The organism is Stenotrophomonas maltophilia group sp. P373, from assembly GCF_053295075.1.
The window spans coordinates 3,666,386-3,680,278 of sequence record NZ_CM129994.1; the positions used below are offsets into that span (position 1 = coordinate 3,666,386).

At 67.1% G+C, this 13,893-nt stretch carries 16 protein-coding genes; 9 read left to right on the forward strand and 7 right to left on the reverse strand.

Annotated features, from left to right (window positions below):
• Positions 1–25 precede the first annotated feature (25 nt).
• From ACSYHF_RS16910 to ACSYHF_RS16930, 5 genes are all read left to right on the forward strand, one after another.
• The gene (locus ACSYHF_RS16910; RefSeq protein WP_262222023.1) at positions 26–1,435 is read left to right on the forward strand and encodes an amidohydrolase; all 1,410 of its coding nucleotides are present in this window, start codon (positions 26–28) and stop codon (positions 1,433–1,435) included.
• Positions 1,435–2,697 carry an amidohydrolase family protein gene (locus ACSYHF_RS16915; RefSeq protein WP_069139211.1) on the forward strand — a complete coding sequence of 421 codons (1,263 nt, stop codon included), beginning with the start codon at positions 1,435–1,437 and terminating at the stop codon, positions 2,695–2,697. Before ACSYHF_RS16910 ends, ACSYHF_RS16915 begins: the two co-directional genes overlap by 1 nt.
• Positions 2,698–2,722: 25 nt before the next feature.
• Complete coding sequence (locus tag ACSYHF_RS16920) at positions 2,723–3,355, forward strand: 2-hydroxychromene-2-carboxylate isomerase (protein ID WP_065185376.1); 633 nt, start codon at positions 2,723–2,725, stop codon at positions 3,353–3,355.
• Between the two features lie 95 nt (positions 3,356–3,450).
• Entirely contained in the window at positions 3,451–4,392 is a 942-nt protein-coding gene (locus ACSYHF_RS16925) for a DegV family protein (protein WP_053501128.1), read from the forward strand.
• Positions 4,393–4,469: 77 nt separating this feature from the next.
• Positions 4,470–4,808, forward strand: coding sequence for a hypothetical protein (locus tag ACSYHF_RS16930; RefSeq protein ID WP_006469105.1), 339 nt, complete (start codon positions 4,470–4,472; stop codon positions 4,806–4,808).
• Positions 4,809–4,922: 114 nt separating this feature from the next.
• On the opposite strand, the gene ACSYHF_RS16935 is transcribed toward ACSYHF_RS16930, so the two are convergent.
• From ACSYHF_RS16935 to frmR, 5 genes are all read right to left on the reverse strand, one after another.
• Positions 4,923–6,368, reverse strand: a complete 1,446-nt coding sequence (locus tag ACSYHF_RS16935) for a GGDEF domain-containing protein (protein WP_065196463.1) — start codon at positions 6,366–6,368, stop codon at positions 4,923–4,925.
• Between the two features lie 188 nt (positions 6,369–6,556).
• On the reverse strand, positions 6,557–7,387 hold the full coding sequence (gene fghA, locus ACSYHF_RS16940; protein WP_005419242.1) for an S-formylglutathione hydrolase: 831 nt from the start codon (positions 7,385–7,387) through the stop codon (positions 6,557–6,559).
• A gap of 22 nt (positions 7,388–7,409) precedes the next feature.
• Positions 7,410–7,754, reverse strand: coding sequence for a YqcC family protein (locus ACSYHF_RS16945; RefSeq protein ID WP_005419244.1), 345 nt, complete (start codon positions 7,752–7,754; stop codon positions 7,410–7,412).
• Between the two features lie 8 nt (positions 7,755–7,762).
• Positions 7,763–8,872, reverse strand: a complete 1,110-nt coding sequence (locus ACSYHF_RS16950) for an S-(hydroxymethyl)glutathione dehydrogenase/class III alcohol dehydrogenase (RefSeq protein ID WP_188239467.1) — start codon at positions 8,870–8,872, stop codon at positions 7,763–7,765.
• A 59-nt stretch (positions 8,873–8,931) separates the two neighbouring features.
• The gene (gene frmR, locus ACSYHF_RS16955; RefSeq protein ID WP_005411009.1) at positions 8,932–9,207 is read right to left on the reverse strand and encodes a formaldehyde-responsive transcriptional repressor FrmR; all 276 of its coding nucleotides are present in this window, start codon (positions 9,205–9,207) and stop codon (positions 8,932–8,934) included.
• Between the two features lie 186 nt (positions 9,208–9,393).
• Between frmR and ACSYHF_RS16960 the strand changes: the two genes are divergently transcribed.
• Positions 9,394–9,813 (forward strand): Imm70 family immunity protein, encoded by a 420-nt coding sequence (locus ACSYHF_RS16960; protein WP_005419247.1) that lies wholly within the window; start codon positions 9,394–9,396, stop codon positions 9,811–9,813.
• Between the two features lie 9 nt (positions 9,814–9,822).
• Here ACSYHF_RS16960 and ACSYHF_RS16965 read toward each other — a convergent pair whose 3' ends face one another.
• Positions 9,823–10,728, reverse strand: coding sequence for a LysR family transcriptional regulator (locus ACSYHF_RS16965; protein WP_005419250.1), 906 nt, complete (start codon positions 10,726–10,728; stop codon positions 9,823–9,825).
• A 128-nt stretch (positions 10,729–10,856) separates the two neighbouring features.
• Here ACSYHF_RS16965 and ACSYHF_RS16970 point away from each other — a divergent pair, with 128 nt between their 5' ends.
• Together ACSYHF_RS16970 and ACSYHF_RS16975 are read left to right on the forward strand one after the other, a co-directional pair.
• Entirely contained in the window at positions 10,857–11,960 is a 1,104-nt protein-coding gene (locus ACSYHF_RS16970; protein ID WP_032954523.1) for an alkene reductase, read from the forward strand.
• 59 nt (positions 11,961–12,019) lie between these two features.
• Positions 12,020–12,436 carry a VOC family protein gene (locus ACSYHF_RS16975; RefSeq protein ID WP_005419256.1) on the forward strand — a complete coding sequence of 139 codons (417 nt, stop codon included), beginning with the start codon at positions 12,020–12,022 and terminating at the stop codon, positions 12,434–12,436.
• A gap of 12 nt (positions 12,437–12,448) precedes the next feature.
• Here ACSYHF_RS16975 and ACSYHF_RS16980 read toward each other — a convergent pair whose 3' ends face one another.
• Positions 12,449–13,144, reverse strand: a complete 696-nt coding sequence (locus ACSYHF_RS16980; protein ID WP_005419258.1) for a DAPG hydrolase family protein — start codon at positions 13,142–13,144, stop codon at positions 12,449–12,451.
• A gap of 74 nt (positions 13,145–13,218) precedes the next feature.
• Here ACSYHF_RS16980 and ACSYHF_RS16985 point away from each other — a divergent pair, with 74 nt between their 5' ends.
• Positions 13,219–13,881, forward strand: coding sequence for a TetR/AcrR family transcriptional regulator (locus ACSYHF_RS16985; RefSeq protein WP_032954519.1), 663 nt, complete (start codon positions 13,219–13,221; stop codon positions 13,879–13,881).
• The last annotated feature ends 12 nt before the right edge of the window (positions 13,882–13,893 follow it).

Below are 13,893 nucleotides of genomic sequence, written 5' to 3' on the forward strand. Positions count from 1 at the left end.
TCATGTTTCTGGTGAGGGGAACTGCATGGCATCGACGTTGTTGCGCACCGGGGTGGCACTGGCGCTGCTTTCATTGAGCACGGCACCGGCGGTGGGCGCCTCGCGCTTCGTCGCCGATCCCTACCCCAGCACCTACCAGGCACACCCCGATGCACCGGTGCTGATCCAGAACGCGACCGTGCTGACCGGCACCGGCCAGCGCCTGGACAACGCCGACGTGCTGCTGCGCGAGGGCCGCATCGTTGCCGTCGGCCGCCAGTTGCAGGCCGATGCTGGTGTCACCCGCATCGATGCGCAGGGCAAGTGGGTCACACCGGGCCTGATCGACGTGCACTCGCACCTGGGCGTGTACCCCAGCCCGGGCGTCGGCGCGCACAGCGACGGCAACGAGATGACCGCGCCGGTCACCGCCAACGTCTGGGCCGAGCACTCGGTGTGGCCGCAGGACCCGGGTTTCGCCACCGCACTGGCCGGCGGCGTGACCAGCATGCAGGTGCTGCCGGGCTCGGCCAACCTGGTCGGTGGTCGTGGTGTGACCCTGAAGAACGTCCCCGCCATCACCTACCAGGCGATGAAGTTCCCCGGCGCGCCGTGGGGGCTGAAAATGGCCTGCGGCGAGAACCCGAAGCGGGTCTACGGCGGAGGCAAGGGCGTCGCTCCGGCCACGCGGATGGGCAACGTTGCCGGTTACCGCGCCGCCTTCATCGATGCCGCCGACTACATCGCCAAGAACAAACCGAAGCCGGCCAAGCGCAAGGGCTGGTTCGGCAGCGACAAGGGCGACAGCGCCGGTGATGCCGGCGGCAAGCGCGATCTCAAGCTGGAAACGCTGGCCGGTGCGATCGAGGGCGACATCCGCGTGCATATCCACTGCTACCGCGCCGACGAGATGGCCACCATGCTCGACCTGGCCAAGGAATTCGGCTTCAAGGTGGCCGCCTTCCACCACGGCGTGGAGGCCTACAAGCTGGCCGACCGGCTGGCCGCCGACGGCGTCTGCGGCGCGCTGTGGGCCGACTGGTGGGGCTTCAAGATGGAAGCCTTCGACGGCATTCCGGAGAACATCGCACTGGTCGATCGGCCGAAGAACAGCTGCGCCATCGTCCATTCCGACTCCCCCGAAGGCATCCAGCGCCTGAACCAGGAAGCGGCCAAGGTGATCGCCGCCGCGCGCCGCGCACGCATGCCGGAGATCCCCCCCGAACATGCCATCACCTGGATGACGGCCAATGCCGCCAGAGCGCTGGGCATTGAAGGCCAGACCGGCACCCTGGAGGCCGGCAAGATGGCCGACGTGGTGGTGTGGAACGGCAACCCCTTCAGCTCGTACGCGCTGGCCGAGCAGGTCTTCATCGACGGCCGCCGCCTGTACGACCGCAGCGCACCTGCGGCCACGCCACGTTCCGACTTCCAGCTTGGCCAGGAGGTGCACTGATGGGCGCGTTGAACAAGCGTCGCCGGGCATGGCTCGGCGCTACGGTCATGGTGCTGGCCTGCCTCTCCGCATCCGTGCAGGCGCAGGACCTGCTGGTGCGCAACGCGACCGTACACACGGCCAGCGCGCGCGGCAGCCTGCAGCACGCCGATGTGCTGGTGCAGGGCGGGATCATCCGCGCCGTCGGCAGCGGGCTGTCCGCCCCGGCCGGGGCCAGCGTGGTCGAGGCCGATGGCCGTCCGCTGACACCGGCGCTGTTCGGGGGCATCACCGAGATCGGCATCGAAGAGGTCTCCGGTGAAGCGAGCACGGTCGACAGCACGTTGAAGATCGGCGAACAACCGTTGCGCCCCGAGTTCGATGTCACCCTGGCGTACAACCCGGCCTCGGTGCTGATCCCGGTGGCGCGCCTGGACGGCATCGGCTTCACCGCCCTGGGGGCGGCCACCGGTGGCGGCTTCGTTGCAGGCCAGGGTGGCGTGATGCGGCTGGACGGCAGCGCCGATCCCCTCGGGCCGCGCGCGCTGTTCCTGCGCCTGGGATCGGCCGCAGTGGAGCTGACCGGGCATTCGCGTGCGGCGCAATGGATGCTGCTGCAGCAGATGGTGGACGAGGCACGCGGCCAGGTCGCCGCGGACTCGCCGCATGCGCTGCTGACCCCGGCCGGGCGCCGCACGCTGGGCCGCTACCTGGCCGGCCAGGGCCGCATTGTGGTGGAGGTGGACCGCGCGGCGGACATCCGCCAGCTGCTGCGCTGGGCCGCCCGCGAGAAAGTGAAGATCGCCATCGCCGGTGGCAGCGAAGCCTGGCAGCTGGCGCCGGAGCTGGCCGCCGCACAGGTACCGGTGTTCGTCGATGTGCTGTCCAACCTGCCGGCGAGCTTCGACCAGATCGGTGCAACCCTGGAAAATGCGGCACGCCTGCAGCGTTCCGGCGTGGCGGTCTCGTTCGTGCAGCGAGGCGACGCCTCGCACAACGCCCGCAAGATGCGCCAGCTGGCCGGCAATGCCGTGGCCAACGGTTTGCCCTGGGCCGACGGCCTGGCCGGCCTGACCCGGGTGCCGGCGCAGGCGTTCGGCGTGGCCGACCAGATCGGCAGCATCGAGCCGGGCAAGCGTGCCGACCTGGTGCTGTGGGAGGGCGACCCGCTGGACGTGGCGCACTATGCCGAACAGGTCTGGCTGGGCGGCCGGGCGATGCCGATGCGCTCGCGCCAGACCGAACTGCGCGACCGCTACCTGCAGCGCAACGCGCAGCCCTGACCTCCAGTTATCCAAGGAAACCCGCATGGCCACCCTGCGCTGGTACTTCGACTTCGTCTCGCCCTATTCCTACCTGCACTGGCAGAAGCTGAAGCAGCTGCCCCAGTTCGCACGGATCCAGACCGTGCCGATCGCCTTCGGTGCCGTGCTGCATCACCTGGGCAACCTCGGGCCGGCCGAGATTCCGGCCAAGCGCCGCTTCATGTACCGCCAGCTGCTGTGGACTGCGCAGGCCGAAGGAACACCGCTGCGGTTCCCGCCGGGCCACCCGTTCAACCCGTTGTCTGCCCTGCGGCTGTGCCTGGCCGCCGGTGGCAGCGTGCAGGCGGTAGACGTGCTGTTCGACTGGATCTGGCGCGACGGCAATGCCGCCGATAGCGCCGAGGCCCTGCGCGAACCGGCTGCGCGGCTGGGGATCGAGGATGTCGCCAGCGCCACCGCGGCCCCCGCGGTCAAGGAGCAGCTGCGGAGGAACACCGAGGCCGCCATTGCTGCCGGCGTGTTCGGCGTACCGACCCTGGCCATCGATGACGAACTGTTCTGGGGCAACGACGCCCATCCGTTGATGGCCGCCGTGCTGGCCGATCCCGCCCTGCTGCAGCAGCCCGAATGGCAGCGCCTGGCCGAACTTCCGGTGGCCGTGCAGCGCAGTCGCTGAACAGGGCCTGGCGCGCTTCCCTCGCGCGCCACGCCAGAATTTGAGATAGATTTCACGTTTCCGAACCTACAACCGCCCTGGAGGGGGAGCCGCGGATGCGCATCGGAATCGTCGTCGACTCGGCCTGCGACCTGCCGCAGGACTTCATTGCCGAGCACAACATCGTGCTGCTGCCGATCACCGTACGAATCGGTGAAGCGGTTCTGGCCGATCATCGCGATGAGCAGGCCACGCTGAGTTTCCTGCATGCACACGTGGCCGAGCACGGTGCCGAGGCGGAGACCATCCCCTTCAGTGTCAACCAGATCCGCGACCTGTTCCTGCAGCAGCTGGTGATCGATTACGACCACGTGTTCTGCATGACCATCACCAAGACCCGCAGCCCGATCCACGACAATGCGCTGCAGGCCAGCTTCGCCATCCTCAACGATTACAAGCCGGTGCGGCAGGCAGCGGGCTACAACTCGCCGTTCGCCCTGCGCGTGCTCGATACCCAGAACCTGTTCGCTGCGCAGGCCGTGACCGCAGTGGAGGCGGTTCGCCTGCGTGACAGTGGTGCCAGCGTGCAGCAGATCCGCGAACGGCTGGAAGAACTGGCCGGCAATGTGCACGGCTACATGATCACCCGCGACCTGTACTACATGCGCGCGCGTGCACGACACAAGGGTGACCGCAGCGTCGGCCTGCTCAGCGCCGCACTGGGCAGCGCGCTGGACATCAAGCCGGTGCTGCACGGCTACCGTGGCCAGACCGGGCCGGTGGCCAAGATCAAGGGCTTCGACAGTGCCGTGCAGAAGCTGTTCGCGGTGGTCAGCCAGCGCGTGCGTGCCGGGCTGATGACGCCGACGGTATGCGTCAGCTACGGCGGTGAGCTGGATGAGCTGCGCAGCCTGCCCGGCTACGCACAGATGAAGGAGGTCTGCGCCGGCCATGGCGTGACCGTGTACGAATCGGTGATGAGCCTGACCGGCATGGTCAATGTCGGCAAGGGCGCGGTCACGGTGGGTTTCGCCGATGGGCCACATCGGTTCGAGTGATGCCCCGACGCGGCGCGAATCTGCACACCGATTCCACCGTGGTTGTGCCAGCCTTGCCGCACTTCAAGGAGAACTTCATGCCTGCGCAGTACCACATCAGCCTGCCCGATCCGTCCAAGGCCCGCGGCAACGACCCTGACCTGTCCTTCCATTCGCAGGGCGCCGCCGGTTTCGCCGAAGAGCTGCAGGACGCCCTGCGCAGCGGCACGCTGTTCGAGCGCTGGAAAGCCAAGCAACCCGACCCGGATGCGGTGGAACCGCAGTGGGGCGTGACCGATCCGGACGCCACCGTGACCGGCGAGCAGAAGGACCTGCGCATCAACCTGGTCGCCACCACCCGTATCGACAGTGACGTGTTCAAGCAGCGCCTGCGCCTGCTGGCCGGCCACCACTGGGAACTGCGCGACGTGCGTTGAGGCCACGTCGTGGTAGTGCCGGCCGCTGGCCGGCAACCGAGGAGATGCCGGCCACCGGCCGGCACTACCCAGTGTGATGTCCCTGGACGGGCGGCACGCCATGGGCTGGTCCGCTCAACAGTCCATGGTGCCGTGCGCGTTGCCCTCGTCATCCAGCACGCGCGCATGCAGGACCACCCGGTTGCGGCCGGCACGCTTGGCGGCATACAGGCCGGCATCGGCGTCTGCCAGCAACTGATCGGCACTGGCCAGCGCCGGCGGATGCAGGTAACCCACGCCGACGCTGATGCTGACCGGGCCTTCCGGCAATGGCAGCGCTTCGACCGCTTCGCGCAGGCGCTCGGCCAGCGCCAGCACGCCCGACAGTGGGCTTCCAGGCACGATGACAGCGAATTCTTCACCGCCATAACGCGCAACGCTGTCACTGCCGCGACCTGCGACGCCCTTCAGCACCCCGGCCACCGCCTGCAGGCAACGATCACCGGCCGGATGGCCATGCCGGTCGTTGAAGGCCTTGAAGTGGTCGATATCCACCAGCAGCAGGCCCAGCTCGGTGCCGCTGCGCCGCGCGCGATTCCACTCGGAGGTCAGCCGCGCGTCGAACTCGCGGCGATTGGCCACGCCGGTGAGGCCATCCTGCCGCGCCAGTTGATCCAGCGCCGCCTGACGCTCCAGCAGATCGGTCTGCAGCAGGACGCTGCGCAGGCCGAAACCAAGGGTGGCTACGACGAAGCCCGCGACGGCCAACGGCCGCGCATGATCGACCACCAGCGTGCCGACCACCAGCAGCAGCAACGGCAGGATGATCGGACCGGCGGCCTGCACCGTCCTCGCCAGCCGCGGGTGTGCCGTGGTGCCTGTGTCCGGCGCCGTGTCCAGCGCCATGCAGGCGATCAGCAGAAAAGGTACGTCGATCAGCAGGTCGTTGAACGCACCGAATGCATCATCGGAGGTGTAGTGGTTGATGTAGTAGGCCACCAGCAGATAGGCCAGCGCGTACAACGCCAGTGCACGGAAGAACCTGCGCCGTTCGGGCACGTCGCCGGCCAGCCATCGCACCACGGCGAACGCGGCGATACACAGGTTCTGGATGTCGAACATGCGCTGCATGTTGGACATGGCATGGGCGTCGACCTCGACACGGGCGGCGAACGATGCGGTGTGCACGAAAAACAGCACACCCAGCAGCGCCGCCATCGCCGCATCGATCAGGCTGATGCTCGGGCGCTCGCGGCGTGCCCGGGCCAGGATGAACACCAGCGGCACGCCATACAGCACGTACAACAACAGGCTGACGCGTGGGGTGAAGTCAGCCCGGCCGGCGCCCAGCGCATCCACCATGTTGAACGTCATGCCACCGGCCCACAGCAGCAGTGCCATCGCGGTAGAACGCCAGCCCAGAGCGGCGCGGTCACGTTGCGCCCGCACCAGGCACGCGGCGGCGGCCAGCAGCGGTGCGCCGGTCAGGAACAGGAAAGAGCCCACGCCCGCCGGGCTCGGCCAGAACGCCACGGCCAGCCCATGGCAGAGCACGTACAGCAGCGCCAGCACTACCGGCATGCATCCCCCCGATCCGCAAGGCCGTCTGAGCGCACGATAGCGCGCCGGCACGCCACAGCGGCGTGATCCACTGCGGCAAAACGACACTCCGCGTGCATCACCATGGTAGTGCCGGCCGCTGGCCGGCAATCCGCAGCCCTGTGATCCCCTGGGATTGCCGGCCAGCGGCCGGCACTACCGGAAAGCCCTCAGGCGTGCAGGGCGCGAGCGTGGTGGGCGACGTGCTCGCCGATGAAGCTGGCGATGAAATAGTAGCTGTGGTCGTAGCCCGGCTGCAGGCGCAGGGTCAGCGGATGGCCGGCTGCGGCGCAGGCCTCCTGCAGGCGCTGCGGCTGCAGCTGGGTCTGCAGGAACTCGTCCGCCTCGCCCTGGTCGACCAGCAACGGCAGGCGCTCGCTGGCCGTCGCCAGCAACGCACACGCGTCCCACTGCGCCCAGTCGGCTGGGTTGTCGCCCAGATAAGCCGTGAACGCCTTCTGCCCCCACGGTACGTGGCTGGGCGCGACGATCGGCGAGAACGCCGACACACTGCGGTAGCGCCCCGGGTTGCGCAGCGCGATCACCAGCGCACCATGGCCACCCATCGAGTGGCCGCTGATGCCACGCGCCCCGGTGACCGGGAAGTTCGCCTCGATCAGCGCCGGCAGTTCCTGCGCCACATAGTCATGCATGCGGTAGTGCTTCGCCCACGGTGCACGGGTGGCGTTGAGGTAGAACCCCGCCCCCTTGCCCAGGTCATAGCCCTCGGCATCGGCCACGTCATCACCGCGCGGGCTGGTATCCGGCGCGACGATGATTACGCCGTGCTCGGCTGCATAGCGCTGCGCACCGGCCTTGGTGATGAAATTCTGCTCGGTGCAGGTCAGCCCGCTCAGCCAATACAGCACCGGCAGCTTCTGCGTTTCCGCCTGCGGCGGCAGGTACACGGCGAACTGCATGTCGCAGCCCAGCGTGGTCGAACGATGGCGGTAAACATCCTGCCAACCGCCGAAACAGGCGCGGTGTTCAATACGTTCCATGGAACTCTCCTGCGTGCCGGCGTCAGCCGTCACGTGTGTTGATCAACTCATCCAGCTGCGACAGCAGGCGCAGCAGCGGTTCGACACCAGGCTGGCCGTCCAGGTTGCGGTACGCTGCGACCGCCACGTCACTGCGCGGTGGCCATTGGCCATCGGCGCGGGCTTCGTGCAGGCGCGGCAGGAACACCTGCGCCAGCCAGTGCTCGAACGGCATTTCATCAATGCCGAAGGGTGAGTCCACTGCGCGCGGCGGACCCACGACGCCTTCGACCCAACCCAGCACGCGCAACGCCTGCTCGATCGGATCAACCAGGGCCGCGCGCGGATCTTCCGCACGCGGCCTGCGCAAGGCATCGAACCAGCCCACGCTGCGGCTCAGTAATGGACCACCGAACGGATCGACTTGCCTTCATGCATCAGGTCGAAGGCATCGTTGATCTTGTCCAGGCCCATGGTGTGGGTGACGAACGGGGCCAGTTCGATGTCGCCCTTCATCGCATCCTCGACCATGCCCGGCAGCTGGCTGCGGCCCTTCACGCCACCGAAGGCGGTGCCCATCCACTTGCGGCCGGTCACCAGCTGGAACGGACGGGTGGAGATCTCCTGGCCCGAACCGGCCACGCCGATCACCACGCTCTGGCCCCAGCCACGGTGCGCGCATTCCAGCGCCGCGCGCATCACGTTGACGTTGCCGATGCACTCGAAGCTGTGGTCCACGCCCCAGGTGGTCATTTCCACGATGACCTGCTGGATCGGCTTGTCGTAGTCCTTCGGGTTGATGCAGTCGGTGGCACCGAATTCGCGGGCCAGTTCGAACTTGGACGGGTTGGTGTCCACCGCGATGATGCGGCCGGCCTTGGCCTGGCGCGCGCCCTGGATTACGGCCAGGCCGATGCCACCGAGGCCGAACACCGCCACGCTGTCGCCTTCCTGCACCTTGGCGGTGTTGTGCACCGCGCCGATGCCGGTGGTGACACCGCAGCCAAGCAGGCAGACGTGTTCCGGGTTGGCGTCCGGGTTGATCTTGGCCAGCGAGACTTCAGCCACCACGGTGTACTCGCTGAAAGTCGAGCAGCCCATGTAGTGGTACAGCGGCTCGCCGTTGTAGCTGAAGCGGCTGGTGCCGTCGGGCATCACGCCCTTGCCCTGGGTCGCGCGCACGGCCACGCACAGGTTGGTCTTGCCGCTCTTGCAGAACAGGCACTCGCCGCACTCGGCGGTGTACAGCGGAATCACGTGGTCGCCGGGCTTGACGCTGGTCACGCCCTCGCCCACTTCCACCACGATGCCGGCGCCTTCATGGCCCAGCACCACCGGGAACAGGCCTTCCGGATCATCGCCGGACAGGGTGAACGCATCGGTGTGGCAGACACCGGTGTGGGTGATCCTGACCAGCACTTCGCCCTTCTTCGGCGGGGCGACATCGATCTCGACGATCTGCAGCGGCTGGCCGGGACCAAAGGCGACGGCGGCACGGGACTTCATGGTGGATTCTCCAGGAAAACAAGGGAAACAGGATGCGCGGCGCTACGTTGCGCCAACGTTTACTTCAGGTACGAGCGGATCAACGCGCTCATGTCGCGCACGCGCTCGGCGCGTTGTTCATCAGAGGCCGCGGGCTGGCCGAACTCCTCGCGCAGATGGGCCTCCATCACCTCGGACATCAGGCCGTTGACCGCGCCACGGATGGCCGCGATCTGCTGCAGCACCGGCCCACAGTCGGCACCGGCTTCCAGCGCGCGGTCCAGCGCATCGCACTGGCCGCGGATACGGCGCACGCGGGCCAGGACCTTCTTTTTCTCTTCGGGGGAGTGCGGCATGGCGGAGCCACCTCGGAACTATACTGGGGGATAGTATAAACAGAATCTTCAAAGTGACGGGAATGGCCCCTTTTGCTTCCGCAAGCGTTGCACTCAATCTATTGATATCAAACACTTACATTTCTTCAGTGTCAGCCACTGCCATCTCGGCCAAGCTCCAGGGTCGGCAGAATCAGGAACCAGGCAATGGGCATTGGCATCCAGCTCGGGCGCATCACCGATGAGATCGGTACCGGGGCATTTCTCTATGCCTTTTTCTCGACCATCGCCGGAAACCTGGAACCGGATGGCTGGGGAAGTCGCTTCCCAATCCTCATGAAGCAGCTATACGCCGGGGGCTTGCTGCAATCAGATGCTGCCGACGCGCTGGCCGAACTGCATATCGTCCGCCGCGAGCTGGCCGAGATTCCGCCGGCCCGTGTCATCTGGTCGTTCGAGGATCGAACCCAGCACCCACCTTGGGGAGACGATATCGCTCCCGATATCGACAGCCTGGCGACCTACTTCGTCACCGCACATGGGCGCGATCTGATCGTGCTTCTGGCTGAGGTGTTTGAAGCACTGCAGGAAGGCGAAGACACGTCCTTCCGGATCGTCAACTATTGATGCCTCGGCTCAATCAAACAGACCTTCTTCCGCCAACCGGGTCAACTCATCCACCACATAGCGCACCTTCGGCCGCAGGTGGCGGGTCGGTGGCCACAGCGCATGGATGTCGATATGCCGCTGCATGTCTGCGTCCAGCACCGAGTGCAGCGCGCCGGATTCCAGATGTCGGCGCACCAGTGAAATGGGCATCTGGCAGATACCCAGCCCGGCGATGGCCGCGTCGATCACCGCGTCACCGTCGTTGAGCTGGTAGGCCGCATTTGGAATGAAGGTTCCTTCCGCATCATCACTGCCGATCCGCCACGCCACCGGCTGGCCGTGGCGGAAGCCGACGATGCTGCGGTGCTGTGCCAGTTCCTCAACGGTGTGCGGGGTGCCATGTGCCTGCAGGTACGCTGGCGATGCACAGGTGACCAGCCGCTGGCGCCCCAGCCGGCGTGCCACCAGATGCTCGGCCTGGTGCAGCCCACCGAAGCGGATCAGCAGGTCGATGCCTTCCTCGACCGGATCGATGAAGTGATCGGTGAAGGTCATCGTCAACTGCAGGTCCGGGTACTCCCGGCACAGCCGCAGCAGCACCGGCAGCACCACCAGCCGCCCGAACGAGGACGGCATGTCGATGCGCAGCCGCCCGCTGGGCAGCCCGGCCGACCCCAGGCAGGCCTCGGCCGCGGAAATCTCTTCCAGAGCCGCCGCGCAGGAGGCGTAGTACGCCTCGCCATCGCTGGTCAGCGCAATGCGCCGCGTGGTGCGATGGAACAGGCGCACGCCCAGTCGCGCTTCGAGCCGCGCGATGGCCTTGCCCACCGCCGAGCGCGAAATGCCCAGCGCATCGGCGGCTTCGGTGAAGCTGCCCGAGCGTGCCGTGGTGACGAAGGTCACCAGGCCATTCAAGGATTCCAGTGGCAACATCTTTACACGCCCCATTGGGGACAAATAGTCCCGCTCAATGGGAAATCGAAGCGCTTTATGCACCCGCATGTCAACGCCATCCTGTGTCCATCGCGCCGCTGGCGCCTCCCCGCACCGAGATGACCGACATGACCGCCGCCCTCTTCCACCCCTTCGACCTGTCAGGCACCGCCCTGCGCAACCGCATCGCGATGGCCCCGATGACCCGTGCCCGCAACCCCGGTTCGGTCGCCAATGAGCTCACCGCGCAGTACTACCGGCAACGTGCCAGCGCCGGCCTGATCATCAGCGAAGGCACGCCGGTCTCGCCGCAGGGCCAGGGTTACATCGACGTGCCGGGTATCTGGTCGGCCGAACAGGTGGCCGGTTGGACGCTGGTCACCGAGGCGGTGCATGCCGCTCAGGGCACGATCTTTGCCCAGCTCTGGCACGTGGGCCGCATGTCGCATTCCTCGCTGCAGCCCGATGGTGGGCAACCGGTCAGCGCCGGCACGCGCCCGGTGGCCAGCGCACCGAAGAACACCTCGTTCGTCTATCTGGAAGACGGCAGCCGCGGCCACGCAGATCCCACCCCGGCACGTACGCTGGCCACCGACGAAATCCCCGGCATCATTGCTGACTTCGCACGGGGCGCCGACAACGCGATCGCCGCCGGCTTCGACGGCATCGAGCTGCATGCCGCCAATGGCTACCTGTTCGAACAGTTCCTCAACCCGCTCATCAACCAGCGCGACGACCGCTACGGCGGCTCACTGCCCAACCGTGCGCGGCTGATCCTGGAGACGGTCGATGCGATGGCCGAACGCATCGGTGCACACCGCATCGGCGTGCGCCTGGCGCCGAACAACCTCACCTTCGACATGCCGTTCTACCCCGACAACGAGGCCACCTATCTGTACCTGGCTGAAGAACTGGGCAAGCGCGGGCTGGCCTACCTGCACCTCAACGACAACCTGCAGCAGGGTGAATCGGTGCTGGGCAGCGCGTTCCTGAAGCAGTTCAAGCAGGCCTACGGTGGCACCGTGATCCTGGCCGGTGGCATGACCCGCGAACGCGCCCTTGAACTGGTCGAAGCGGGCACCATCGACCTGGCCGCGTTCGGCCAGCCCTTCATCGCCAACCCGGATCTGGTCGAACGCCTTCGGCACGACGTCGCGCTGGCCACGCCTGACCGCAGCACCTATTACGGTGGCGGTGAGGCGGGCTACCTCGATTACCCACGCGCACAGTAGATCCACGCCATGCGTGGATGGGGGCATACACTGCCCACCCGCATCCACCGGATCTGATCATGGACACGCCCACCGCAGCGTTCATCGTCAACCTCGACGTCCCCGACCTCGCCGCTGCCGAAGACTTCTACATGCGAGCCTTCGGCCTGCGCATCGGCCGCCGCCTCGGCCCGGACGCCGTGGAACTGCTCGGTGGACCCACGCCGCTGTATCTGCTGCAGAACGAGGCCGGCAGCGCCGCCACCGAGGACGGTGACGTGCGCGACTACGAGCGCCACTGGACGCCGCTGCACCTGGACTGGGTCGTGGATGACATCCAGGCCGCACTGGCCCGTGCGGTTGCGGCCGGGGCCACGCTCGAACAATCCGTGCGCGAACGTCGCTGGGGCAGCATTGCCGTGCTGGCCGATCCATTCGGCCACGGCTTCTGCCTGATCCAGTTCAGTGCTGAAGGCTACGACGCGCTGGTCGAATGACCGGCGCGTCGTTCACCATGGCAGTGGCACCGCCTCGCCATTGGCGCGTTCGCCGTAGTACAGCGATGGCAGCAGACGCGAAAGGAAGCTGAACTCCGTATAGCAGTGCTTGAGCAGGCCAAGGCCGACCTCATCGCTGGCATCGCGGTGCGGATCGGCGCTGTCCAGGCCGAGCACAAAGCGGCTGCGCAGCACGCAGCCAAACGGCGTATCGCGCGCCACGTGCAGCATCTGCCCATCGCAGGGATCACCGTTTGCATCCAGGCGCACGTGGTCACCGAAGCCGATGCGCGCGGCGATCACCGCCGACAGGTCACCTGCATCCTGCGCCGCCTGCAGGCGCTCGGGCACCAGCAACGTGCGCGGGTCATGGAACTTCAGGCGTGCCGCCACCGGCGGGATGTCAGCCAGCGATTCCACCGCATGGATGCTGGCGCCGTGGTAGCTGCGCCCTCGCTGCCAGGCCGCGTCCCAGCCGCGGTGCTCGACATGATCGACCGGATGCCACCAGCGGATGTGCTGGGTGGTTTCGAAGAAGGTGAACCACCAGTCCAGCATGCGGCCCTTGCAGCCGTGCAGGTCGGTGCGCACCGCCACCAGCAGGGTGCCGTCTTCGCGACGCTGGATACCCGTCTCCAAGTGCATCGGTGCCGGGTCCAGCAGATCGTGGTGGTCCAGCCAGGCACGGGCGTTCACAGCGGTATCCATGGGGGTCTCCTGCGGTTGGGAGACTCGATAATACGGAAACGCTAAACGTTTCGCAATTGATCGGGTGCGGTAAGATGGGTGCAATGAACAGCACCGCCCTGCCCGATCCAGTCGCCCCCGCCCGCCGCCGTGGACGTCCCGCGCGACCGGAAGCCGAAGTCCGCCACGCCGTGCTGCAGGCCACGCTGGAGCTGCTGCTGGCACAGGGTTACGAGGCCACCACCATCGAAGCGGTGGCGGCGCATGCCGGGGTGGCGAAGAAGACCGTGTACCGCCACGCCAGCAACCGCGAGGAACTGGTCGGGTTGGCGGTGCGCGAATGGACCGATGGCTTCGCGCCGCAGCTGCAGCGCGATGCGCACGACACCGACGAGGTGCTGCCGTTGCTGCAGGACATCCTGCAGGCGGTGTGTGCGCAGGCGCTGTCGGCGCAGGCGGTGCAGGTGTTCCGGCTGCTGGCCACGGACTTTCCCGGCAAGCAGGCGCTGCTGCAGGCCTACCTGGACAACGGCATCGAGCGCGGCCGTGCGCTGCTGGCCGACTGGCTGAAACGGCAGCAGCAGCGTGGGCTGCTGCGTGAGGGGGATTCCGCGCGCATGGCGCGACTGATCCTGGCAATGGCCGTGGCCGAACCGCTGCGCGAGCGCGTGATCGGGGTGGTGGCCGAGGATACGCCGGTGGATGTGCACCTGCGTGAGTGCCTGGCGTTGTTGGCGCGGGTATTGCAGGGGCCGTAGCAGAACCCATCC

Excerpts from the sequence above, each read along its gene's own strand:
- fghA (WP_005419242.1), bottom strand. The coding sequence starts at position 7,387 with ATGGAACGTATTGAACACCGCGCCTGTTTCGGCGGTTGGCAGGATGTT.
- ACSYHF_RS16965 (WP_005419250.1), bottom strand. The coding sequence starts at position 10,728 with ATGTTGCCACTGGAATCCTTGAATGGCCTGGTGACCTTCGTCACCACG.
- ACSYHF_RS16910 (WP_262222023.1), top strand. The coding sequence starts at position 26 with ATGGCATCGACGTTGTTGCGCACCGGGGTGGCACTGGCGCTGCTTTCA.
- frmR (WP_005411009.1), bottom strand. The coding sequence starts at position 9,207 with ATGCCGCACTCCCCCGAAGAGAAAAAGAAGGTCCTGGCCCGCGTGCGC.
- ACSYHF_RS16970 (WP_032954523.1), top strand. The coding sequence starts at position 10,857 with ATGACCGCCGCCCTCTTCCACCCCTTCGACCTGTCAGGCACCGCCCTG.
- ACSYHF_RS16950 (WP_188239467.1), bottom strand. The coding sequence starts at position 8,872 with ATGAAGTCCCGTGCCGCCGTCGCCTTTGGTCCCGGCCAGCCGCTGCAG.
- ACSYHF_RS16925 (WP_053501128.1), top strand. The coding sequence starts at position 3,451 with ATGCGCATCGGAATCGTCGTCGACTCGGCCTGCGACCTGCCGCAGGAC.
- ACSYHF_RS16985 (WP_032954519.1), top strand. The coding sequence starts at position 13,219 with ATGGGTGCAATGAACAGCACCGCCCTGCCCGATCCAGTCGCCCCCGCC.
- ACSYHF_RS16935 (WP_065196463.1), bottom strand. The coding sequence starts at position 6,368 with ATGCCGGTAGTGCTGGCGCTGCTGTACGTGCTCTGCCATGGGCTGGCC.
- ACSYHF_RS16960 (WP_005419247.1), top strand. The coding sequence starts at position 9,394 with ATGGGCATTGGCATCCAGCTCGGGCGCATCACCGATGAGATCGGTACC.
- ACSYHF_RS16980 (WP_005419258.1), bottom strand. The coding sequence starts at position 13,144 with ATGGATACCGCTGTGAACGCCCGTGCCTGGCTGGACCACCACGATCTG.
- ACSYHF_RS16920 (WP_065185376.1), top strand. The coding sequence starts at position 2,723 with ATGGCCACCCTGCGCTGGTACTTCGACTTCGTCTCGCCCTATTCCTAC.
- ACSYHF_RS16975 (WP_005419256.1), top strand. The coding sequence starts at position 12,020 with ATGGACACGCCCACCGCAGCGTTCATCGTCAACCTCGACGTCCCCGAC.
- ACSYHF_RS16930 (WP_006469105.1), top strand. The coding sequence starts at position 4,470 with ATGCCTGCGCAGTACCACATCAGCCTGCCCGATCCGTCCAAGGCCCGC.
- ACSYHF_RS16915 (WP_069139211.1), top strand. The coding sequence starts at position 1,435 with ATGGGCGCGTTGAACAAGCGTCGCCGGGCATGGCTCGGCGCTACGGTC.